The sequence below is a fragment of the Nitrobacter sp. TKz-YC01 genome (genome assembly GCF_047824785.1).
Lineage (GTDB): Bacteria > Pseudomonadota > Alphaproteobacteria > Rhizobiales > Xanthobacteraceae > Nitrobacter.
This window is the reverse complement of the sequence record NZ_CP181167.1, coordinates 757,270-779,785: the sequence shown is the minus strand read 5'-3', so window position 1 is coordinate 779,785 and position 22,516 is coordinate 757,270. Positions and strand designations below refer to the sequence as shown.

The following is a 22,516-nucleotide window of genomic DNA, read 5'->3' as shown; positions in this document are numbered from 1 at the left end:
AGACAACGGCAGCTTTGAAGCCCGGCCAGCCGTCACGGGTCAGGACGCCACCAGATGGTTCTCGGCCCCCTCACTGACAATCAGGAACGCGCTGAACGTTCCTCCCATGTCATGCTTGAGCGCTTGGCGGCGCAAGCGCTGAACTCCAGGGATTATCTCGCGGCGTTCAAATACGCGGACCGGCATTGCCGGATCGATCCGTCATCGGCTGCCCATTGTTTCGTTCTGCGCGCGGAAGCGAACTGGAAGCTCGAACGCAAGGAAGCGGCCATGGCTGATCTGGCCCAGGCGCTTCTCGTCGACCCATCCGATCTTGCCGCCAATCGCAGAATGCTCGCCTGGTCCACCACCGGCGATCGACGGCGTAACGCGGCCGTCAACCTGATCGGTCGCGACAACAATCCTAACGTCCTGCGCCTTGCCATTGAGGAACTTAGGCGCGCGGGGCAGCGGCATTGGGCCGCCTATTCGGTGTTTGACAATCACGTGACGGGCTGGGTCGCATGGACACTGGCGAACTCCGTCGAAGTGAGCGTTGGCGTTGAGAACAGCGCGCTGATCAGCCGGCTCGAGCCCGATCCGTTTCACCCTTTGGCCAGCATCGACGTTCAGGCGGCAGCCTTCCTGGTTCGGCGACCAGCGGCGCGAGCGCCCCAGACGCTGACGCTAGCATGCGACGGCGAGGTCTTCCGGGTCCGGCGGCTGGCTCCCAACCTGTCGTCTCCACCTGATCAGTCAAACCGGTCGCACCGCTCAACCGCGCCGCAACCCGACACCTTGCCGCCCACTGTCATCGTTCCGGTATACCGGGACGTGCCGGCAACGCTGGACTGCTTTGACAGTCTCATCAGGGCGCGCGCGTCGAATGCTGCCGGCAAATGCTCCTTTCGCATCATGGCCATCAACGACGCCAGCCCTGAGCCGGAGTTGAGACGCCATCTCGGCGAGCTTGCGGCCCGTGGCGCAATCGATCTCCTCTCGAACGAGACCAATCTCGGATTCGTCGGCGCGATCAATCGTGCGCTGGAGAACGTGCCGGCGGGCGACATCGTGCTGCTCAACTCGGACACCATCGTGCCGCCAGGCTTTGTTGAAAGACTGGCGGAGGTGGCGCATTCGGCGCCGGATATCGGAACGGTCACTCCCCTGTCGAACAACGGCGACATGTTTTCGTTTCCAGTGCCGAACAGGCTCAATCCGATGCAGAGCTATGACGGTGTTCTCGAAATTGACGAGATCGCGCGCATCGCCAATGCCGGTGATGTCACCGACGTGCCGAGCGGCATCGGCTTCTGCCTCTATGTCACCCGCGACTGTCTTAAGGCCATTGGCGCGTTATCGGAGAACTTCGAACGAGGCTATCTTGAGGACGTCGATCTCTGCCTGCGCGCGCGCGACAAGGGTTTTCGCAACGTCTGCGCACCATCGGTCTATGTCGGACATCACGGCTCGAAATCGTTCCAGCACGAGAAGCGGCGTCTGGTGCTTCGCAATCTTGCCGTGCTGGACCAGCGGTTTCCCGACTACCGGCGGGAATGCCGCGCGTTCGAGATCGCGGATCCGCTGCGGCCGGCGCGCGCGCGACTCGACCGGGCGCTGACCTGGTCCCGCCAGCCTTCGGTGCTGATTCTCGGCCATCGGCGGCAGTTCGCCATCGCCGGGGAGCGGGCACGTCAGCTCCGACAGCGCGGCGAGCGTGCGATTCTCCTGTCGCGCGAGCGGGATGTCGTTCATGTCCGGGCCACGGACGGGAGCAGCCCACAAGCCGTTCAGTTGAAGCTGGACACTGAAACCGGCGCCGCTGAAGCGGCAGGCATCATCACACGGCTGCACCCTGATCGCGTTGAGATTTTCGAACCGAACCCGTTACCCCGGTTGATCGATCTGATCCGGCAACTTGGTCTTCCGGTCCATCCGTGGCTTACGGCAGGGACTTTGAGCGAAGCGATCACTTCGCTTCCCCACAAAACCCCGCTTTTTGCTCCCGGCAGGATCGCCCAGGCCTTTGCGAAGGCCCGCTGGCCCGAACGCAAAGTCGTCCTTCAGAATTGGCCGATCCGTCCGCTGACCCTGAAGCCGGTCCATGGCGCGCGGCGATCGCTCGCCATCGTACCGTCCGCACCATCGCCGGCATCCTTCCGCATGATACGACGTTTGGCGGATGGCTTGCGGGGGCGCGCGCCATCCCAGTCGGTCATTGTTGCCGGCGCGACCTGTGACGATGACCGTCTGATGTCCTGCGCGAATGTTTTCGTGACCGGCAAGATCGCGGCCGGCGAGATCGGCGATGTGCTGGCGCCGCATAGCCCTGGCTGGCTGCTGACGGATTTCGACGAACCGGCATTCGGTCATCCCCTGATCGAGACCGCAAGGCGAGCTTCGATACCTGTCGCATACCGCGACTGGTCAGCCGGATCGGCCAAACCGCGAAAGGCTGATCTTGCCATCCCGCCGGACACAAGCGAGGAAGAATTTGTCGATGCCGTTATCACCTGGGCGGGGCTGTCCTGAACATGACGCGAGCCATCCGGTCCCGCGAGGCAAGGATCGCCAGGCCGAAGCTGGTCAGCCGGCTCGCGCTCGGCGGCGACGGCACCGTGTCCGGTTTCGTCTTCGATCCGGAAGCGCCGGAACACCGCTTCACGATCGACATCCTGCTTGATGGCCTGGTCCTGAAGACCGTCCACGCCGATGCGTTCACGCCGGAATGCCCTGAGCCGGCACGAAGCAATACTTGCGGCTTTGCCGTGAGCGTTGACACCGATCTGCTCGATGCCGCGCGCCATCTTTCCGCGCGCCTCGCCAATCTCGAAACTCCTGTCGGCCAGCCCATAGATCTTGAGAATGACACAACGTTTCGAGCCGATCTTCGTCCGATCTGCAAGCTGCGCTGGCTGGGCGGCCTGCGCTTTCAGGGTTGGATCGACAGCGAGGCCGTCGTCACGCTGGAAGCGATCGTCGATGGAGAATCCGTCGCGCAGGTCCGCGCCACCGCCTGGACCCACATCGGCGGCGATGCCGATGGAGGAGTCTCCCGCAACGTCCGCGCGTTTGATTTCCACGTCCCGCAGCGTCTCGCCGACGGGCGCGTCCATCAAATCCTGCTGCGGAAAGAAGACGGCGACCGGCTTCCGGCGGCAGCCACCTTCGTGGCGTTTCCCGACGGCCTCGCCGGAATGATTGATGTCATCGGCGGCTATGCCGCCGAGCGGTTGCGCGGCGAGCTTTATGACAGGCTTATTCCCGCCTCGCTGCCGCTCCATGACTATGCCGCCTGGCGCGAACGATTTCCGATGCCGGAGCCTCAGCCATGTCCGCTTCGGCTGGCCGTGGTGATCGCTGGAAGCTCCGGCGCCCAGCAGACGCTCGCCAGCCTTGAGACGCAAGTCCACGAGAACTGGACCGCCGGCGCGATCGACGGCGAACCGCTGTCGATCGACGGCGGCGCCCTGCTGGAGTTTCTCGAAGACGCCGCATCCGATGCGGGCCACATCGTCGTAACCATGGCGGGCATGTCGCTCGAACGAACCGCTCTCGCACGCATTGCGGCTGCGTTCGAGTCCCATCCCGATGCGCTAGCGATCTACGGCGACCTCGACTTTCTCGCTGACGACGGTCGCATCTGGCCGCTGGCTTTTCCCGCGTTCGATTACGAGCGATTGCTGGAACAAGGCTATTGCGCCCATCTGTTCGCGGTCCGGCGCGAAGCATTGCTTACGGCCATCAGGACGGCGCGGCCGGACAACCTCTACCGGCTTTTCAACAGCCTGCTGGATCGGATCGATCCTCGGCGAGCAGACATCCTTCACCTGCCGGGCGCGTTGGCGACCATGCCGAGGCTCGATCGAACGACAGCCGGCGCGCTGCTTTCCGCGGCCAGCCAGTCGCACCTGCGAGCGCGCGGAATCGATGCAAGCGTGGCCCGGCAGACCGGCAATTTCTTTCCCGCGGTTCGAATCAAGCGAACGATTTCCAAACAACAGGTGACGGTGATCATCCCGACGCGCGACCGGGTTTCTCTCCTGCAACGATGCCTGGAGACCATCACACCCGCCATTGAACGCTGCCATGCCGATATCCTCGTTGTCGACAACGACAGCGCGCATCCGAGGACGATCGACTTTCTTTCCGATCTGCCGCGACGCGGCATCCGGACGTTGCGGATCGAAGGGCCATTCAATTTCGCAAGGCTCAACAACCAGGCCGCCGCGACGCTCGACAGCGACATCCTGTGCCTGCTCAACAACGACATCGAAGCAAGCTCCGACGACTGGCTGGAGGAGATGCTGACGCGTCTGGGCGAGCCGGACGTCGGCGCGGTCGGCGCGCTGCTGACCTGGCCCGGTGGTGTCGTGCAGCATGGCGGCGTGGTGTTGGGCATGAATTTTTCGGTCGCGCACGCCTTCACGGACCGGCTCGGCGGTGATCCGGGTTTCCTCGATCAACTCCTCGTGGCGCACGAATGCAGCGCGGTGACCGCGGCCTGCCTTGCGACAAGGCGAAGCGACTATCTCGCCGTCGGCGGAATGGACGAGGCCCGCTTCGCCGTGGCGCTCAATGATGTCGACTATTGCCTGCGCCTTCGCGAGGCCGGCAAGCGCATCGTCCTGACGCCGCACGCGAAGCTGATCCACGTCGAGTCCGCGAGCCGCGGGCGCGACAATCGCGCCGACCGGCGAGGCCGGTTCGAACACGAACTCAATCTACTGCGCGCGCGCTGGGACGAATTTCTGAACGACGACCCTGCTTACAATCCGCAATTGTCACGCGACGGTGTTCCCTATAGCGGCCTGGCATGGCCCCCGGGACGACGAACTCCCCGCTACAATCATCCGCCGGTCGCGCACGATCTGCCGCTGGGTTTCTGACGCGACACTGCATCTGATCATGCTCGCATGGCCGGGACCGCCTGTTCGCCTTGCCGAGTGACGAGGCTGTCGAGCTCCGTCGACAGCGCATCCTGCCACGTTGGCGGAGTCCATCCGAAACGTTCCCGAAGTTGCGACAGGTCGAGCCTGGAATTGCCTGGCCGTCTCGCCTTGGTCGGAAAATCCGCCGTCGCGATAGGCGTGACCATCTCCGCAGCAAGTCTCACGCCGCGCGACTTCAATCCGCCGACGATGGCGGTGGCAAAGCCGTGCCAACTGGTTTCGCCCGCGCAGGCGAGATTGACCACGCCGCCGTGGCGCGCGAGCAACGCGCTCAGGTCCGATGCGTTCGAGAGCACGATGCGAGACACGGCATCGGCGATCGTGTTTGCCGTGGTCGGGGCACCTGTCTGGTCAGCGACAATGCGCAACTCTTTGCGTTCGCCGGCCAGCCGCGTGATCGTGCGCAGGAAGTTGGCTCCCCCCGCATCATAGACCCACGACGTGCGGGCGATCAGATGCGGCCCGCCAGCCGCCTGGATGGCGAGATCGCCGGCGAGCTTGCTTGCACCATAGACCGAGAGCGGACCCGTTGAACTGTCCTCGCGCCACGGCTTGTCGCCGGAGCCATCGAAGACATAGTCGGTGGAGAAATGAATCAACGGCACGCGATGCCGCGCCGACCATTCCGCGATCGCGGCGGGTGCTTTGGCGTTGACGAGAAGAGCGAGTTCGCGCTCATCCTCCGCGCGATCCACCGCGGTATAGGCCGCGGGATTTATGATGAGATCGGGTTTGAATCGGTCGAGCGCCTCGGCGAGCGTTTCGGGCTTCGACAGATCGAACGCGCCGCGCGACGGCGCGATGACCATGCCGCCTTCCTTCAGCAGCGGACGCAGCGCCCCGCCGACCTGACCGCTGCTACCCGTCAACAGTATCCGCATCAGACTTTCCATCACACCTGCCCATAGATTGGAAGGTTTCTTACGTCCACCAGCAGCGGCGCGTCCGCATCCTTGGCGGACAGGGACGGCGCCTCCACACCCCAGTCGATGCCGATTGCAGGATCATTCCAGCGAATCGAGACTTCGTCCTTCGGACTGTAGAGATCATCGCATTTGTAGAAGAAATCGGCGGTCTCGGAGAGAACGACAAAGCCGTGCGCGAAGCCGCGGGGAACCCAGAGCTGCCGCCTGTTCTCTTCGCTCAGCTCGACGGCGACGTGACGGCCGAAATTCGGACTGCCAACGCGCACGTCGACGGCGACATCCAGAACCTTGCCGCGCAGCACCGTCACCAGCTTCCCCTGGGGAGATGGGTTCTGCAGGTGCAATCCGCGCAGCACGCCCCGCGCGGAGCGTGACAGGTTGTCCTGGACGAACGGACGCGCGACCCCGTGCTCGGCGTAACGGGGAAACTGATACGTCTCGAGAAAAAAGCCGCGCTGGTCTCCGAACAGCCGGGGTTCGAAGATGATAGCTTCGGGAATTTCGGTTCGAATAACATTCATTTTCAGTTGCTTTATATTTGTTAACTCACGATGCCTTCTCATTGATAACAAACTTGCGCGCTTAACACTATATGTTAGGTTGTGTGAGATAAATGAGAGGGGTCATGAAGGGCATCATTCTTGCCGGGGGGACGGGTTCGCGCCTTTACCCGGTGACGACAGTCGTTTCCAAGCAGCTCCTGCCGGTCTTCGACAAGCCGATGATCTATTATCCGCTGTCGACGCTGATGCTGGGCGGCATCCGGGAAATCATGATCATTTCGACGCCGCAGGACGAACCGCTGTTTCATCGGCTGCTCGGCGACGGCAGTGAAATCGGCATGCGCTTTGCCTATGCGACGCAGGAATCCCCGCGCGGGCTGGCAGACGCCTTCATCGTCGGTCGCGACTTTATCGGCTCCGACGCCGTCGCCCTCGTATTAGGTGATAACATTTTCTACGGTCACGGGCTACCTCAACTATTATCAGCCGCATCCTCCCGCAACAAGGGAGCCACCGTGTTCGGCTATGTCGTGAACACCCCCGAGCAATACGGGGTCGTTGAACTCGACGGCACCGGGCGAGCGCGCTCGATCGAAGAAAAGCCGAAGCAACCCAAATCCAACATAGCCGTGACCGGGCTGTATTTTTACGACAACGACGTCGTCGAGATCGCGGCCGGCGTCAAGCCGTCGACACGCGGCGAGATCGAGATCACGGACGTCAACAACGCCTATCTTGAGCGCGGCGACCTCTATGTCGAAGTGCTTGGGCGCGGCTTCGCCTGGCTCGACACCGGAACGCATTCCTCGCTGGTCGAGGCCAGCCACTTCGTCCAGATCCTGGAGCAGCGCCAGGGCTTGCGCATCGCCTGCCCGGAGGAAATCGCGCTGCGGCAAGGCTACATCTCGCTTCAGGCCTTTGAGAAAGCCGCTGAAAAGAACGGCAAGAGCAGCTACGGCGAGTATCTGAGATCCGTTGCCCTTTCATACCAGTGTTAATTTCAATTCGCGGAGGCGACCTGCTATGCGCTTCAAGGCTTCGACCATTTTTGTCACGGGCGGCGCGGGATTCATCGGTTCGGCGGTGGTTCGCCACCTTCTGCACGATACCCACGCTCGCGTCGTCAATATCGACAAGTGCACCTACGCGGCGAACCTCGATTCATTGCCCGGCACGCACGAGAATCTGAACTATGCTTTCGAAAAACAATGTATCTGCGACAGCATCGGGCTACGTCATCTGTTCGAGAAATATCGGCCGGACGCCGTCATGAACCTCGCCGCCGAGAGCCATGTCGATCGCTCCATCGATGGCCCCGGCGAATTTATCCAGACCAACATTGTCGGCACGTTCACTCTGCTGCAGGAAACCTTGCGTCACTGGCGCTCGCTCTCGCCCGAGAAGCGGGAGAAATTCCGCTTCCTGCACGTCTCGACGGACGAGGTATTCGGCTCGCTCGGCGATACCGGCTTTTTCACCGAGACCACCGCCTACGCGCCAAACTCGCCCTATTCGGCCAGCAAGGCATCCTCCGACCATCTGGTGCGCGCCTGGCGTGAAACCTATGAGCTGCCCACGCTGATCACCAATTGCTCGAATAATTACGGGCCTTATCACTTTCCCGAAAAGCTGATCCCCCACATGATCATCAAGGGCCTCGCGGGCGAGCCGCTGCCTGTCTATGGCGACGGCAGGAATATTCGAGACTGGCTCTATGTCGATGATCACGCGAGAGCGCTCTCGCTCGTTCTGGAACACGGCGCCGTCGGCCACACTTACAATGTGGGCGGACGCAACGAGCGAACCAACCTGCATGTGGTCGAGAGCATCTGTGATCTGCTCGACGAGATCGCTCCCAACACGACCAACCGGCATCGCGACCTCATCACCTTCGTCGCCGACCGTCCCGGTCACGATCGACGCTACGCCATCGACGCATCCAAACTCGAACGCGAACTGGGCTGGCGGGCGAAGGAGGATTTCGAGAGCGGCATCGAGAAAACCGTCCGGTGGTACGTCGACGAGCAGCCGTGGTGGCAGGCGATCCTGGCGCGAGGCTATGCGGCCAAGCGCGCGGGACTGAGGCAATAGCCTGTCGATACATCGCTCGAGAGCTTATCCCGTGATCGGAAACCAGGATCTGTAATACATGCGCATCGTGATGATCGGGGCCGGCTATGTCGGCCTGGTGTCGGCAGCCTGCTTCGCCGATTTCGGCCATGACGTGACATGCGTCGACAAGGATTCCGAGAAGATCGCGGCGCTCAACCAGTACCGGATCCCGATCTTCGAACCAGATCTCGACAAGCTCGTCGAGTCCGGCGTCAATTCTGGCCGGCTGAGATTCGGGATCGATCTCTCCGACATCAGCGACGCGGATGCCGTATTCATCGCGGTCGGAACGCCGTCACGCCGCGGCGACGGTCACGCCGATCTGAGCTACGTTCATGCCGCGGCTCGCGAGATCGCTGGTTTGCTGGATGGCTTCACCCTCATCGTCACCAAATCGACGGTGCCGGTCGGAACAGGCGACGAGGTAGAGCGGATCATTCAAGAGACCAATCCGGAAGCCAACTTTGCGGTGGCTGCAAACCCAGAATTCCTGCGGGAGGGCGCCGCGATCCGCGACTTTCAGCATCCGGATCGCATCGTGGTCGGGACCGATGACGAACGCGCGAAGAAGGTGATGGGCCAGATCTACCGTCCCCTCTATCTCAACCAGGCCCCCATCCTCTACACCAGCCGGCGCACTGCCGAACTGATCAAGTACGCGGCCAACGCTTTTCTCGCGACCAAGATCACGTTCATCAACGAGATCGCGGATCTTGCGGAACGCGTCGGCGCCGACGTACAGGACGTCGCGCGCGGCATCGGACTCGACAATCGTATTGGCGCCAAGTTTCTGCATGCCGGTCCAGGCTATGGCGGCTCCTGCTTTCCAAAGGACACCCGCGCGCTGTCGAAGACCGCGCTCGACTACGGCGTGCAGCTCCGCGTCGTCGAGGCGACACTGACCGTCAATGAGGCTCGCAAGCGCACCATGTCGCGAAAGGTCGCCGGCGTGCTCGACAACGACATTCGCGGCAAGACCATCGCCGTGCTCGGCCTGACCTTCAAACCCGACACCGATGACATGCGCGAAGCGCCGTCGATCGCGCTGATTGCCGGCCTGCTTGATTTCGGCGCCAAGGTGAGAGCGCACGATCCCGTCGGCATGGAGCAGGCGAAGAAGGAACTCTCCGACATTGAGTATTGCGACGATCCCTACGCCTGCGCCCGGGGCGCCGACGCGCTGGTGATCGTGACCGAGTGGCGACAGTTCCGCGCGCTGAACCTTGAGCGGATCAGAACCGACATGGCCACGCCTGTTATCGTGGATCTGCGAAACATCTACAGGCCGGAAGACGTGCGGTCGGCGGGGTTTAAGTATGAGAGCATCGGTCGGGCATAGAACGATCACTTCAGGAAACGACACCTTGCCGGCCTCTCCCATGGTTGCAACGGACAGGACACAACAATTGCTGCCGAGAATGTCGTCGGACGAAGCGGCTCTGTTCCTGTCATTCGTCAGAAACAGCCGTATCTATGTGGAGTTCGGAACCGGCGGAAGCACGGTCGTCGCATCAAGGCACGTCCAGAGCTCGATCCTTTCCGTCGACTCGTCCCGGGAGTGGCTCGATCAGGTCAAAACCGCGTGCGCCCAGAATCAGACAAAGCCGGAGCTGATGTTTGTCGATATCGGCCCGATCGGCGAATGGGGCTTTCCCACAGATGCCTCCACGAAAAACCGCTGGCCGGACTATCACTCGGCAATCTGGAAAATGCCGCAAAGCGCCGCCGCGGATCTCTATTTCGTCGACGGCCGCTTCAGGGTCGCGTGCTTCGCGCAGATCGTATTGCACTGTAATCCGAATGCGATCATCGGCATTCACGACTTCACGTCGCGCCCGCAGTATCATTGCGTCAGGGAGATCGCGCGCGAGATTGCAACAGCCAGCGATATCTCGTTCTTCCGTCCACTGCCGGAAAAGAAGATTGCCGAATCCATCCTTCAATCGTTCCATTCCGAGCCGTCTTAAGAAGACTTTTCGCTTCTGAAGGAATCAGCAGTGCGGCTCCGTAACCTTGATCTGACACATATTCCTGTAGCATGATCCGATTCAAACCTGATCGGATCATGCTTTCAACAGCTTCGGCGTCCCCGCCGCTATCGGCGAGCGCACGGAAAGCTAGGTCGCGTACAGTTGCTGCCCTGTACTACGCAACATCTCGTCACAACTCTTAGCGATGAATCAGCTTCTTGAGCTCAGGCAGGAACTTCAGGATCGTCCGATCCTCGACGTCGTTACGGTCGCGAAGCGTAAAGAATTCCATCGCCCGTATGCGCTCGGGATCGCCCGCCGCCAAAGGCCGTCCCCGCTCCCGCTTCTTCAAAAGCTGCTGTCGGGATTTCGTATAATAATGATTGATGGCCAGCTTCCTGCGCTTGGGAACCGAGCACCGGCCGCCGATCGGAAAAACGGGAGCGCCGTCCTCCTGAACGTAACATCCGAGCACCAGCGACTGGTGGGGGTGAAGATAGGCCACGATCGCGTCGGGACGCACGATCGACTTCATCACATAATGATCCGGGAAATCATCCGGAGCCCTTCGCGTGAATGACTCGATGCAAAGGCCGTCCGGTTTTGCATCATGGCCATTGGATCCGAAGTTCAGCCATTGAACCGCAACCGCCGGAGCCGACGGAATTTCGTCCAGAACATCCCTGATGCTGCTACCCTCGACGGGGTAGAGAAATTCATCGGCGTCTATGAACGCGCACCATTCGGAGCTATTCCGGTAGCTGTCGATCGCGTGATGAAAGGCGCGAATCTGCCCGAACTCACCCATCACATGGTGGTAAGTGATCATATCCGGCCAGGGAAATGATTCGATTATCGCGCGTGTTTCATCGGTGCTTTCGTTGTCATACAAATAGAAATGATCAACGCCGACCAGCTTGTGAAAGTGCAGCCACTCAAGCAGATCGTCCGCCTCGTTCTTGATCGCACAAACCACAGATAATCTGTGCTTCCTGCGGCTCACGCCGGCATAGAGCTTTCCGGCCTCCATCACCCGCAGAAGGCCGGCGAACTCCCGGCGGAGATTTTCGCTCGCTGGAGCGACAGCCAAGGCGGCAAGGTAGGTGTCTTGCGCCGCCTGGGCCGAGCCCATGTTCAAATGGGTCACGGCAAGTCGATGCAGGATACGGGGATCGGACGGCGATTCTTTTGCAAGGCGCATCAGAATGTCCCGTGCCCGGGTAAAATCGCACGCCTGCATCAACACCGCGGCTCTCGCGAACTGATATTCGCTGTATCCGCTAAACTGCTCTTCCAGTTCCTTGACCGACCGCATCAGCTCTTCAGGATTCGGATTGGCAATCCGTCCCGAAAAGAACTCTTTCAATCTCGGCTCTATGTCGTTGGCCGTGAGCGCCTCGACGCCCCGATCCAGACCGAGCCTTGTCAGTGCCGCAGTTTCCGTTTCCACCCCGTCATGCTCCAGGCTTGTTCAAAAAACCGGACGTCGGCTCCCAATCCCGGCGACGTAACTTGATCCGCCGCATTGTTATACAGTCTTATCAGAGCAGCGTTCTTATCAGAGCAGCGTTCTTATCAGAGCAGCGTTCTTATCAGAGCAGCGTTCTTATCAGAGCAGCGTTCTTATCAGAGCAGCGTTCCGGCTTATATGTGTGAAACCTGTTTTTGATTGTTGTAAGGTCCTCCCGGAGAAAATCAACAGATTAGTTAACAAAGGTGCCCGCCAAATGTTAGCGATCTGAACAGGCCCATACCGGGCGGGCGCAACAGACGACAGACGGAAAGGCGTTCTCGCATGTTGACCCGGCGCGCGGTTTTAGCCTCGCTGGCGGCAAACCTGGTTCCGCCTGTCTTCAGCCGAAGGAGTTTCGCCGCGACGGTGAAGCCCCGGCCTTTGGTGGGAGCAATCCGCTGGGACGCCTGGTATTCGCCAGGCTCGGCACCGACTGAAGCCGTCGAGAACTCGCTGTCGCCCGAGAGATATCGCTGGCGGGCGCCATTCTTTGCGAGACGTTCCGCGCGTGATCCAACATCTCTTTCATTCCCTCCTGTCACCGCGGAGGAAATGGACAAGGAGATACGTCAAGCCGTCTTTGCCGGTCTCGATTACTGGGCCTTCGTGCCTACGGATCACACCATCCGATGTCAAAGGCGCTCTATCAGTTCAGAGCAAGCGCGGAGCGTGACAAACTCAGCTACTGCCTGTTTACCGAACTCGACCGGTGGGGGTCGCGCAACAAGCCGACAACCTTGCCTCAGGAGCATGTCGCTCTCATGGCGGACAGCAACTACCTGCGGGTCGCGGGCGACCGGCCTCTGTATTTTCTCGGTTTCATCGCACCTGCCTCGATCGAACGAAACTGGAAAGGAGTCGCGGGCCTCAGGGAACAGATCGAAAAAATCCGAAGAATGGCTGCCGGGTCCGGATTGGCTGATCCCTACATCGTGCTGGCGGGGGACCGGAATTTCCTGATGCGCGAAGCCAGGAACATCGGCGGCGATGCGACCGGATCATACGCGCTTACGGTCGGCAACGGTCGGGGATCTTTTGCCGACCCTGCACGAATTGCGGAGCGAGGCTGGCATGAACTCAGCAATGGTCATCTGCCTGTCGTGCCGACTGTGATGACAGGATGGGATCGACGTCCCCGCATTGAAAATCCTGTCCCATGGGAGAAAAAGCAGCGGCCAGGGGAAGGCATGGAGAACTTCTTCGCAGCGCCGACCAGGAAAGAACTCGCCGATCACCTGACGCGCGCGCTCGGTTGGGTTGCGGCCCGGCCGCAAGGTGAGCAGGCTCCCGTCGTGCTGATCTACGCCTGGAACGAGAACGATGAAGGCGGCTGGCTGATGCCGACGTTACCTTGCCAGACAGACCGCCTTGACGCGCTGCGCCAGGTTCTGAAGAAGACAGCCGCGCCGGATCGCAAGCCGGAACTCTGCTAGAGCCTTTCCGCTTCTGATCAAATCAGAAGATACCGGAATCATCGCCACCTGAGCGGCATCGTCCACTCGTTCCAGTCCACGGTCCGATGATCGGGATGGTAAGGGGCATACAACTGCTTCACCCAGTAACAGAAATTCGGATGAATCTTGATGAGGCTGTAGAAGGCGTCTCCGAAGTTTATGGGGCTGAGGCAGACCCTGTTGATCGGCCGTTGCGCTATCGCGTTGACGCAGTAGGACGACATGCAGGACTTTGTTTCGCGTTCGGCGACATTGCTCAGGCTGCGAAAACTGTTGGTCGAATGGAGCCGATACATATAGCGATCCGATTCAACGTATTTTGGCTCGACCACCGTTACGGCGCGCAGCGCAAACTCCCAGTCGTGGCAGTATTTCAGGTCGGACATCCACCCGATCTTCCTGAGCAGATCCCTGCTCAGGACGAAGTTTCCGCTTGAGGCGGCGACCTGTGAGTCCAGAAATATCCAGGATAGCGGAGAGCCCGTTATCCGGCTGCGATCGATGGCGTATCGAAGCCTCGTCGGAAACTGGTGAGTCGTGACGGCCTTGCCGCTTTCATCGATCGGCTCGACTGCGGAAAAGCCAAAGAACAGCTTCTCTCTCTCATACTGGTTCGCAAATATCCGGATGCGATCCTTTGAAAACTTATCGTCCGAATTCAGGAAGAAGATCATTTCTCCCTTGGCAAGCGACAACGCCCTGTTCCAGGTGCAGGGCGCTCCGAGGTTGAGAGGATTCCTCAGAAGCGAGCAGGATGCGAATCGCTTGGCAAAGGATCTTTGTCTGATGATCTTTTGTGCGATCTCGAAGCTCCTATCGGGCGAGTGATCGTCGACGATAATGAGCTCGACGTCGGGAAAGGTCTGCCGATAGATCGTCTCCAGACATTCCTCGATGTACGCTTCATGCTTGTAACAAGCGATGACGACGCTGGCCAACATGCGAATTCTCTCAACTCAACGTCGAATAATGATCGAATGATTCGATCTGATGAGCGCGCGGCTCCCCTCACCCACCTCCAGAACCGCAATCTGGTACTCTCCTTCGGGAAGGTCATGCACAAGAAAGGAGAGCTGGAAGCCAAAATAGCAATCGCTGCTCTTGGTCCTCATATACTCCTTGACATCAAATCGCTCATGCCAGTCCACGACCAGGCAGTAACCGCTTTGATCCTGCTTTCTGGAATCCGCGGAGAAGAGGGTGAGAAAAGCTATCCTCTGTTTGCTTGCCTCGAAGCTATCGCCCGCACAGACCCATCCCCGCACGAGCACGACGGATCGCGGGTCCACCACCACCCGTTCGTTCGCTTGCGAGTTGATATTCTCGATGACCAGCAGCGATTCGGCCGGATTCTCCGGTGCGCCTTCGGCCTCAACGGGAATTCCGGTGCGCATATGCTGCAGGCCGGAATAGACCATCTCCGAGCGATGAATGTTCGCAAGAAGCTGAACGTGAGTGGATGCCTCCTTCATCGCCTGTTCGAGCTCCTGCCGGCTCAGGCAGTCCAGTAAATCCGGATTCGAGCGGACCTGAGCCGAGATCGGCTCGGACGACGCCACCCTTCTCACTGCTTCCAGAAAAGCCCGGCCGTATCGCGAGTCCGGCTCCAGATGAGCCCCCTCGGCCCATTCGTTCCACGAATTGATGAAGACGATCGGCTCCGCAAACGGACCGCGTCTTGCCCGCCCCGCGGCGTCCCGCAGCCAGACCTCGAACGCCTCCGGACTCGATCCGTTGAAGACATGTCCCCGCGGGCCTTTGCGAGGCGTGTTGTCCCAACGCGGCATGACGGCCGGAAAATAGGGGAAATCATAGGTCTTTCCCAGAGACGAACGCACGGCATCGACATAGTCGTAAACTTTTCCGGTGAAGCTCTCCGGCGCGCCCAGCTCGGACAGCGGCTGCTCCCTCGTCGAGACGGTATGCGGAGGAAACTCCACGGCCGCATCGCAGCTCAGGTCGCGCGGATCGAATTCTCCGAATGTCATGGCGTTGCAGATCAGGATATCGCCGATACCCAACTGCTTTGCTCTGGCGCGCCATGTTTCGAACAGGCTCTGCCTGTCCGGCAACAAGGAGGGCCGATAGACCAGGATGATCTTGCGCCCATCGACCTTAATATAGCGCTCATCGAGCAAGAGCTTCGCCATATCGTCGATAAAGCGAACGTCATCCTCCAGCGCGTGATTCTGTCCGAGCAGAAGCTCGGCATCCGAACCATCCCAGCGACGCGACCAGTTTTCATTCGCCCAGCAGATGCAGAACGGCAGGTCCGGCTCTCCATCCTCCAGAAGAAGCTCTAGCGGTCTTTCGAGAAGCCTGCGGCCCTGAAACCAGTAGACGTAATAGCAGAAGCCATGAATGCCGTAGCGCCGGGCCAGCTCGGCCTGTTGCCGGCGGGTCTCCGTCAATCTCACGTCATAAAAACCGAGGTCCGCCGGAAGCCACGGAGATTGATGCGCGGGAAACTGAGGGCGCATACGCGAGATATTGGTCCATTCGGTAAAGCCGGGCCCCCACCATCGGTCGTTCTCCTCGAACGAGTGGAACTGGGGGAGATAGAAACAGACATGACGCACCTGCTTACCGGCCGGATCCGGATCAGGCGTGATAAGCCTGTTGTTATTCGGGATCAGCAGATCCGTGTAATCGGAGGGCGAGAATCCGAGCGCAATGACCAGCTCATCGGGGGCGATGGCGTCAAACAGCGGGATCTCGAAGAACTCTCCATCATCCAGCCGCACGCGAAGATAGATGTGGGTCTGGCCCGGATCCGCCAAAGTGTTTCTGAGCGCACGCGCCAGGCGGCGGCGCGCGACAGGGTTTGCCAGGTCGATCCGGAATCCGGGCCGGCCAATTGCCGTTCCAGACCCGACTCCCGCGGGAGCTGCGCGATCCGTTCTCGTCTCCTCGATGGCGTGAGAACCGACAAAGAGCGAAAGAGAAACAGATTCCGTCAACGACCTGGCATCGACTATCCAACCGGAAATTTCCCGGCCGGACTGCTCCAGTATCGCTCCGCGCAGGCGCGCACCCGACTCCAGATCATCGAGATCCGGATCCAGGAACGAGCTTTGAAGATTATCTTCGTGTGAAATGGGACTGGCGACGGGTTGCGTCCCCTTTGCACTTCTCACATCGCGCTCCGCAATCTTGTTCATCGCACCCGAATCTCCTCACAGCCCCGAAACTGGTAGACATGACCTCGCATCACGCACATGGCCGAAGGCAGGCACCTGCCATCCCGTCGGCGAGACCTTGCGTGAAGAAGGAATAGCCCCGCATTCATTCCTCAAGATCGAACCTGATCGCGAATGGCGTTCAGCCATCGACCACCGTGTCGACCATCGTTACGCCGATCGCATTCAGGCGGCGCCGGGCGCCTTCATGGTTGTGACAGGCCGCCCTGCGATACCACTGCACCGCCGCGTCCTGATCCTTCGTCACGCCGCTTCCCGACATCAACGCATCGCCGAGCGCAATCTGCGCTTCCGCCACATCCTGCCGGGCCGCTTTCTCAAGCCATTCAGCCGCCTTCCCGGGATCGGCCTCGCATCCCTGTCCTTTTCCAAGCATCACCGCGAGGTTGAACTGCGCGATCTTGTGTCCCTGCTGCGCGGCGGCCTCGTACCACTTCACCCCTTGCGCGACATCCTGGGCCAGGCCGGCGCCGGTGCAATACAGCACGGCGAGCTGAAACTGCGCGCCGGCATGGCCCGCATGCGCGGCCTTCATCATCCAGGACGCCGCGGCCTTCGCGTCACTCATGCCGCTGCCCGGATCAAGATGAAGCAGCGCAAGAGTATATTGGGCGTCGACATGACCCGCGCCGGCGGCGCGGGCGAACCATGCGACAGCGGCGGCGATGTCCGCCTGCCCCCCGAATTTGCCCATATGCACAACGCCGAGCTGGAATGCAGCCGGCGCGTGATTTGCTTCAGCCGCCTCGACCAGCAGCGCCCTTGCCTGCTCAAGCTGTTCCGCCGATCCGTCCTCATGAAGCAGGAAAAGCGCATAGGCCGTCTTGGCGTCCGGGTCTCCGCCGCTTGCGGCCTTGCCGAGCCATTCTCCCGCCAGCTGGTGATCGCGCGGGACCCCATTGCCTGCCGAATAAAGCTTTCCGAGCTGCAACTGCGCGGCGCGGATGCCGCCTTCGGACGCGCGCTCGAACCATTCGATCGCGCGGCCTACATCGCGTTCGACGCCGGATCCGTTGAGATAGAACACGGCGATGTTGAACGCGGCAGTCGCGTGACCGTTGCGGGCCGCGCGCTCGAACCATTTTGCAGCCTGACGAATGTTCGGCCCGACGCCGGTGCCCGTCGCATAGAACCGGCCCATGAAAAACTGCGCCTGTACGTCGTCCCGCTCGGCGGCCTTCTCGTACCAGACCGCGGCCTCCCGCAGATCCGGAGCGAATCCCCCGCCGTGCGAGTAAAACTCCGCCAGCGCCTGAATCGCCGGGAAGTAATCCCTGCGCGCCGCCTTGCGCAGCGCGGTTTCAGCCTTGTCGATATCCTTCGCAGCGCCATGGCCTTTCAGGCGAAGCAGGCCGATGTTGTACAGCGCGATGACATCGTCATGCATCGCAGCGCCCTGAAACAGGCGTGCCGCTTCCGCAGGGTTCTCCGGCATCCCCGTTCCCTTCAGATTCATGAACGCGAGCGCGACCTGCGCTCTGACATGATCCTGATCGGCCGCCTTGCGATACCAGAGCGCGGCCTGCTCGAAATCGACGGGAACCCCCTTGCCCTGGAAATGGATATCGCCAAGAGCGAATTCCGCGGCAGCGCAGTTCTGCTCGGCCGCAACTCCGTACCATGCGAGCGCGATCTGCGGATTCTTCTCGCAGCCGAGTCCCTCGCTGTACATGTTGCCGAGCACCGTCTGCGCTTCGGCTTTGCCTTTGTCCGCCGCGGCCGATATCCAGTGAAACGCCGCGTCAACATTCCGCTCAACGCTCGTTCCATGCGGAAACACGAGCTGGTGTATGTTCGACGCCTTGTCGCCGAGACGTACAGCCGAGGACTGACGCCATGTTTCGTGGCGATGCGGGCCCAGCAGCGGCTTCTCCCCCTGTAGGAAAATCAGGCCGAGTTGAAACTGCGCGTCGACATGGCCCAGCCGCGCCGCGCGCTCATACCAGATCGCGGCATCAGGCACGCTCCTGACGACCCCTTCGCCTTTCACATAAAGCTTTCCTATTCGATAGGCGGCCTCGGCCTCGCCTGCCTCCAACGCCAGCTTCCAGTACCTGATCGCTTCAAGATACGCACCGCGCTCATACGCACCCGTTCCATGCTCGAAGGGGCCACCGCGAGAAGGCCCAAGAACCGGACGACGAACCCATTGGAGAAGTGACCTGGATGAAAGCATCATGGCTCGCGCATGGCCTCGCTCATGCCTTTAAGCATTCCGCCGAGCAGATACATCGCCACAGAACGGGTTCCGACGTTGATGTCTCCCTGCAGGGTCATGCCGGGAATCAGACGAAAATTGCTCGGCACGCCCTTGAAGGCGGAAGTGTCCACCGAGCATCTTGCCTTGTAATAGGCATCGACCGGCTTGCCGTCATCGTCGGTCGTGAATGTGCCTTCGCTGATCCAGCGTACCGTGCCATGTGCCGTGCCATGCTCCGCCGCGTTGAAAGCGTCGATCTTCATCACGCAGGGATCCCCTGCCCGGATGAACCCCACATCGCGCGACGAGATCCTGATTTCCGCTTCCAGCTTGGTATCGATCGGCATGAGCGTAATGAAGGGATCGCCCGGCTTGAGCACAGATCCGACCGAAAGCTTGGCCATCGTCAGAACCACGGATGGTTCGGCAGCCGTCCAGCGCACGAGATCCTGGTGCTTGAAGGCTTTTTCATAAGTTGCCCGCGCTTCATCCAGCTTGTTGCGCGTCGTCACCAGGTCCTGGCTCAGTTGCGCAAACCACTGCTGCTTGAACGCGTCGCGATCGGCGGTGATCGATCCCAGTGTATTCTGGGCCTCGATCAGGCCGTTGTGGGCATTTTCCAGCGTCCGCAGCAATTCCAGCCTGGCGTCCTGGGAGATGTACATGTTGAGCTGGGATCCGGTGCCGCGCTCGGCGAGCGTCGTGCGCATCTGCTCGATCTTCGCCATGATCTCTTCGCGCTGCCGATAGCGGGTATCATCGGCGCGGAGCTTCTCGATCGTCGCCTTGGTTTCCCTGATCTTTGATTCGAAGCTGTTGATCTGGGCCTGATACTGAGCCACGCGCTGTTCATAGAGCGCCTTCTGCAAGGCGGCGTACTTCTGGAAGTCGGGATCCGGATTATCAGCAAACACGAGCGGCTGCTGTTTCAGCTCGGCCTCATCGCGCGCCGCCTGCGCCTCCAGGCTCGCGATCTGCAGCTTCGCCTGCGTCAGATCCGCCGAGGTGAAAGTGGCATCGAGCGTCGCGAGCAGTTGCCCGGTCTTCACCTGCTCGCCCTCGCGCACGTCGATCGTCTTGATGATCGATGGATCGAGCGCCTGCAGGACATTGACGTGACCGACAGGGACGATATTTCCGCTCAAGCTGGTGATGACGCGATCGAGCTGCGTCAGGCACAGAATTGCGACGATCGAAACCAGGAACGCGGAAAGCACGAACAGGGTGATGCGCGCGACCAGCGGCTCCGCCGCCTCCCGGATAGCGTCGGTCTCCGACTGGAACTGACGAACGGTCGCGAGCGAGGCCTGGCTAGGAGACAAGGGTTGGACTCCGGAGTTTCGGCTTGTCACTGCGGACCGCCGGCGCGAGGTGCGTATTCTGCTGGTACCAGAGCGAGCTGTAGATATCGTTCCGCGCCAGCAACTCCTCATGCCGCCCGATATCGTTGACCACGCCACGATCGAGCACGAGAATGGCATCGGCGGTGGTCAGCGACGACAGACGGTGCGAAATGACGATCAGCGTCCGGCCGCTGGCTATCCGCGCGATGTTGGCATTCACGATGGCTTCGCTGTCGGCGTCGAGCGCGCTCGTGGCCTCATCGAGAATCAGAATCGGTGGATCGACGATCAGCGCGCGGGCGATCGCGAGCCGCTGCCGTTGCCCTCCTGAAAGATTGGGCGATCCTTCGTAGACATAGGTTTCGTAGCCGCGCGGCAGCTTGTCGATGAACTCCTCCGCGCCGGCGAGCCGCGCCGCCTTGACGATATCGTCAAAAGTGGCGTCAGGAGCGGCCGCGCAGATATTCTCCCGAATCGTGCCGCTGAAAAGAAAGTTCTCCTGCAGCACGATGCCGACATTCCTGCGCAGGTGATCGATGTCGTATTCGCGAACATCGATGCCGTCGATCTTGATCAGTCCGTCATAGTCGGAATGCAGCCGTTGCAGGAGTCGCGTGATCGTGGTCTTCCCCGAACCGCTCTTGCCCATCACGCCGAGCGTGGCTCCGGGCGTCGCTTCGAAGGAAATACCGTTCAGCGACGGCGATACCGCCCCCTTGTACCGGAAGGTAACGTTGGAGAACTCCACCCTGCCTTCAATCGGCGAGCGAACGCCGTGGCCGGAGCGGCCCTCCTCGGCCGGCTGGTTCACCAGCTTGCTGACCGTAGCGACCGCGCTACGCGCTTCGTCGTACTGATTGATCAGCTGCGCGATCTGCATCAGCGGGCCCGACACGCGCTGCGACAGCATCAGGAAGGCGAACAGCGCGCCGATATAGACGGGATCACTGTTTACAAGCGCGAGATAAACGCCGACCGCATAAGAGCCGCTCACCGCCAATCGCTCCAGGGGGCGCACCACGGCCTGGATCGCGTTTCCGGTCATCCCTTCCGCAAGCCGCGCCCTGGCCACGCGCGCAACCAGCACGTCCCACATATGTCGCTGCCGCGCGTCGAGCGCGAGCGACTTCACCGTTCGGATGCCGTTGAGCGTTTGAACCAGAAAAGCGCCTTGAGCGCCTTCGGCGACCAGAACGGCATTCGACACCTTGCGGTAGGTCGGCAGCATCAGCATGAGCCATCCGACGATCATTGCCGATATCGTCAGAACAATCAGCGTCATGATCGGGCTGAAGAAGAACATGACTGGGAGGAAGAAGATCAGCGTCGTCGAATCCAGGATCGTTCCGAACAGCTGCCCCATCAGGAACGAGCGGATGCGGTAGACTTCATGGATATCACGCGCAACGAGGCCGACGGCAGTCTGCTCGAAATAGTCGATCGGAAGATTGAGGACTTTCTCAAACACGTAGGTAGACAGCTTGACGTCAAGCCTGGTCGTCAGCCGATGAACAAGAACTTGCCGCAGGAAGGCGAAGACGGCCTCGAACGCGATAATGACCAGCATCGCCAGACAAAGCACATAGAAGGTGTTGAACGCGTGATAGAAGATCACCTTGTCCGACAGCAGGCGCCAGAACATGATGGGTGCGAGGCCGAGGAAGCCCAGCACCAGCGCGGCGATCGCGACATCCCGAACGATACGGCGCTCGCGAAACAACAGCGCCGCGACGAGACCGAAACTGAAGGGCTGCGACTCGTCGGAAATTTCGTAGTTGCGCTTTGCCAGAATGACATCCCCGGACCAGATGTCTTCGAAGCGAAGCCTGTCGATCACGAGCAACGCGTCTTCCGCGGCGTTCGGATCCCTCAGCGCGATACGGGTATTGTTGGCGTCTCCATCCACGGCCAGCAACACCATGAAGCTACCGTTGCGGAGGCCGACAATGGCCGGAAGCGCCTTTTTCAGATGAGACAGTCCGTCCCAGTCGAGATTGACGTGCTTCGACCGCATGCCGACCTTTTCGGCGCAGCGGACCAGCTGGCCGGGAGACACTTCGCTTTCGGCAAGAAGATTATCCTTGGTGAGCTGGGTCGAGGTGAGATCAAGTCCGTGCTGCCGGGCGATGATGACCAGGCACTCGAGGCCGGACGGCGGCATGGGATCGATATCGGCATCCTCGGCGACGGCTGGCGCGACCATGAATCTCGCTCTGTCTGTTGCAATTCATGATAGGTCATCTTTGCTATCAATAGATTGATAATGACCACTCAATAATAACATTACATACAATGAAAGTGACGGAAACACGAACATCTTAAAGTGATAAGGCGGCGGCGTTCGGGCGGTAATCGAGCGCATTC

General features: G+C 60.5%; 15 protein-coding genes. 7 read left to right on the top strand and 8 right to left on the bottom strand.

Annotated elements, in window-relative coordinates; all coding sequences use genetic code 11:
• Nucleotides 1-54 precede the first annotated feature (54 nt).
• Together ACMYR2_RS03650 and ACMYR2_RS03645 are read left to right on the top strand one after the other, a co-directional pair.
• Nucleotides 55-2,511 (top strand): glycosyltransferase, encoded by a 2,457-nt coding sequence (locus ACMYR2_RS03650; RefSeq protein WP_347262671.1) that lies wholly within the window; start codon nt 55-57, stop codon nt 2,509-2,511.
• A 2-nt stretch (nt 2,512-2,513) separates the two neighbouring features.
• Nucleotides 2,514-4,868, top strand: coding sequence for a glycosyltransferase family 2 protein (locus tag ACMYR2_RS03645; RefSeq protein ID WP_416193698.1), 2,355 nt, complete (start codon nt 2,514-2,516; stop codon nt 4,866-4,868).
• 17 nt (nt 4,869-4,885) lie between these two features.
• Here ACMYR2_RS03645 and rfbD read toward each other — a convergent pair whose 3' ends face one another.
• Both rfbD and rfbC read right to left on the bottom strand, forming a co-directional pair.
• The gene (gene rfbD / locus ACMYR2_RS03640) at nt 4,886-5,812 is read right to left on the bottom strand and encodes a dTDP-4-dehydrorhamnose reductase (RefSeq protein ID WP_347262669.1); all 927 of its coding nucleotides are present in this window, start codon (nt 5,810-5,812) and stop codon (nt 4,886-4,888) included.
• A gap of 11 nt (nt 5,813-5,823) precedes the next feature.
• On the bottom strand, nt 5,824-6,378 hold the full coding sequence (gene rfbC, locus ACMYR2_RS03635) for a dTDP-4-dehydrorhamnose 3,5-epimerase (protein ID WP_416193697.1): 555 nt from the start codon (nt 6,376-6,378) through the stop codon (nt 5,824-5,826).
• A 104-nt stretch (nt 6,379-6,482) separates the two neighbouring features.
• Here rfbC and rfbA point away from each other — a divergent pair, with 104 nt between their 5' ends.
• From rfbA to ACMYR2_RS03615, 4 genes are read left to right on the top strand one after another with little or no spacing between them, the layout of a single operon-like run.
• Entirely contained in the window at nt 6,483-7,358 is an 876-nt protein-coding gene (gene rfbA / locus ACMYR2_RS03630) for a glucose-1-phosphate thymidylyltransferase RfbA (RefSeq protein ID WP_347262667.1), read from the top strand.
• A 25-nt stretch (nt 7,359-7,383) separates the two neighbouring features.
• On the top strand, nt 7,384-8,451 hold the full coding sequence (gene rfbB / locus ACMYR2_RS03625) for a dTDP-glucose 4,6-dehydratase (protein WP_347262666.1): 1,068 nt from the start codon (nt 7,384-7,386) through the stop codon (nt 8,449-8,451).
• Nucleotides 8,452-8,509: 58 nt separating this feature from the next.
• A complete protein-coding gene (locus tag ACMYR2_RS03620; RefSeq protein ID WP_416193696.1) occupies nt 8,510-9,811 on the top strand; it encodes a UDP-glucose dehydrogenase family protein in 1,302 nt (433 codons plus the stop codon).
• Between the two features lie 25 nt (nt 9,812-9,836).
• On the top strand, nt 9,837-10,439 hold the full coding sequence (locus tag ACMYR2_RS03615; protein WP_347262664.1) for a hypothetical protein: 603 nt from the start codon (nt 9,837-9,839) through the stop codon (nt 10,437-10,439).
• Between the two features lie 202 nt (nt 10,440-10,641).
• Here ACMYR2_RS03615 and ACMYR2_RS03610 read toward each other — a convergent pair whose 3' ends face one another.
• Nucleotides 10,642-11,892 carry a glycosyltransferase family 92 protein gene (locus tag ACMYR2_RS03610; protein WP_347262663.1) on the bottom strand — a complete coding sequence of 417 codons (1,251 nt, stop codon included), beginning with the start codon at nt 11,890-11,892 and terminating at the stop codon, nt 10,642-10,644.
• 692 nt (nt 11,893-12,584) lie between these two features.
• Between ACMYR2_RS03610 and ACMYR2_RS03605 the strand changes: the two genes are divergently transcribed.
• Nucleotides 12,585-13,388 carry a hypothetical protein gene (locus ACMYR2_RS03605; protein WP_416193695.1) on the top strand — a complete coding sequence of 268 codons (804 nt, stop codon included), beginning with the start codon at nt 12,585-12,587 and terminating at the stop codon, nt 13,386-13,388.
• A 38-nt stretch (nt 13,389-13,426) separates the two neighbouring features.
• Here the strand turns inward: ACMYR2_RS03605 and ACMYR2_RS03600 are convergent, their stop codons facing one another.
• From ACMYR2_RS03600 to ACMYR2_RS03580, 5 genes are all read right to left on the bottom strand, one after another.
• Nucleotides 13,427-14,350 (bottom strand): glycosyltransferase family 2 protein, encoded by a 924-nt coding sequence (locus tag ACMYR2_RS03600; protein ID WP_347262660.1) that lies wholly within the window; start codon nt 14,348-14,350, stop codon nt 13,427-13,429.
• A 15-nt stretch (nt 14,351-14,365) separates the two neighbouring features.
• A complete protein-coding gene (locus tag ACMYR2_RS03595; RefSeq protein ID WP_416193694.1) occupies nt 14,366-16,570 on the bottom strand; it encodes a glycoside hydrolase family 99-like domain-containing protein in 2,205 nt (734 codons plus the stop codon).
• A 160-nt stretch (nt 16,571-16,730) separates the two neighbouring features.
• The gene (locus tag ACMYR2_RS03590) at nt 16,731-18,785 is read right to left on the bottom strand and encodes a tetratricopeptide repeat protein (RefSeq protein ID WP_416194054.1); all 2,055 of its coding nucleotides are present in this window, start codon (nt 18,783-18,785) and stop codon (nt 16,731-16,733) included.
• On the bottom strand, nt 18,785-20,131 hold the full coding sequence (locus ACMYR2_RS03585; RefSeq protein ID WP_347262657.1) for an HlyD family type I secretion periplasmic adaptor subunit: 1,347 nt from the start codon (nt 20,129-20,131) through the stop codon (nt 18,785-18,787). Before ACMYR2_RS03585 ends, ACMYR2_RS03590 begins: the two co-directional genes overlap by 1 nt.
• Nucleotides 20,121-22,355 (bottom strand): peptidase domain-containing ABC transporter, encoded by a 2,235-nt coding sequence (locus ACMYR2_RS03580; protein ID WP_347262656.1) that lies wholly within the window; start codon nt 22,353-22,355, stop codon nt 20,121-20,123. The genes ACMYR2_RS03585 and ACMYR2_RS03580 overlap by 11 nt, the downstream gene beginning before the upstream one ends.
• Nucleotides 22,356-22,516 lie beyond the last annotated feature (161 nt).

Bases quoted from the DNA above. Each gene is read 5' to 3' on its own strand.
- ACMYR2_RS03645 (WP_416193698.1), top strand. From the start codon at position 2,514: ATGACGCGAGCCATCCGGTCCCGCGAGGCAAGGATCGCCAGGCCGAAG.
- rfbB (WP_347262666.1), top strand. From the start codon at position 7,384: ATGCGCTTCAAGGCTTCGACCATTTTTGTCACGGGCGGCGCGGGATTC.
- ACMYR2_RS03605 (WP_416193695.1), top strand. From the start codon at position 12,585: ATGTCAAAGGCGCTCTATCAGTTCAGAGCAAGCGCGGAGCGTGACAAA.
- ACMYR2_RS03620 (WP_416193696.1), top strand. From the start codon at position 8,510: ATGCGCATCGTGATGATCGGGGCCGGCTATGTCGGCCTGGTGTCGGCA.
- rfbC (WP_416193697.1), bottom strand. From the start codon at position 6,378: ATGAATGTTATTCGAACCGAAATTCCCGAAGCTATCATCTTCGAACCC.
- rfbD (WP_347262669.1), bottom strand. From the start codon at position 5,812: ATGCGGATACTGTTGACGGGTAGCAGCGGTCAGGTCGGCGGGGCGCTG.
- rfbA (WP_347262667.1), top strand. From the start codon at position 6,483: ATGAAGGGCATCATTCTTGCCGGGGGGACGGGTTCGCGCCTTTACCCG.
- ACMYR2_RS03600 (WP_347262660.1), bottom strand. From the start codon at position 14,350: ATGTTGGCCAGCGTCGTCATCGCTTGTTACAAGCATGAAGCGTACATC.
- ACMYR2_RS03580 (WP_347262656.1), bottom strand. From the start codon at position 22,355: ATGGTCGCGCCAGCCGTCGCCGAGGATGCCGATATCGATCCCATGCCG.
- ACMYR2_RS03595 (WP_416193694.1), bottom strand. From the start codon at position 16,570: ATGAACAAGATTGCGGAGCGCGATGTGAGAAGTGCAAAGGGGACGCAA.
- ACMYR2_RS03650 (WP_347262671.1), top strand. From the start codon at position 55: ATGGTTCTCGGCCCCCTCACTGACAATCAGGAACGCGCTGAACGTTCC.
- ACMYR2_RS03590 (WP_416194054.1), bottom strand. From the start codon at position 18,785: ATGCTTTCATCCAGGTCACTTCTCCAATGGGTTCGTCGTCCGGTTCTT.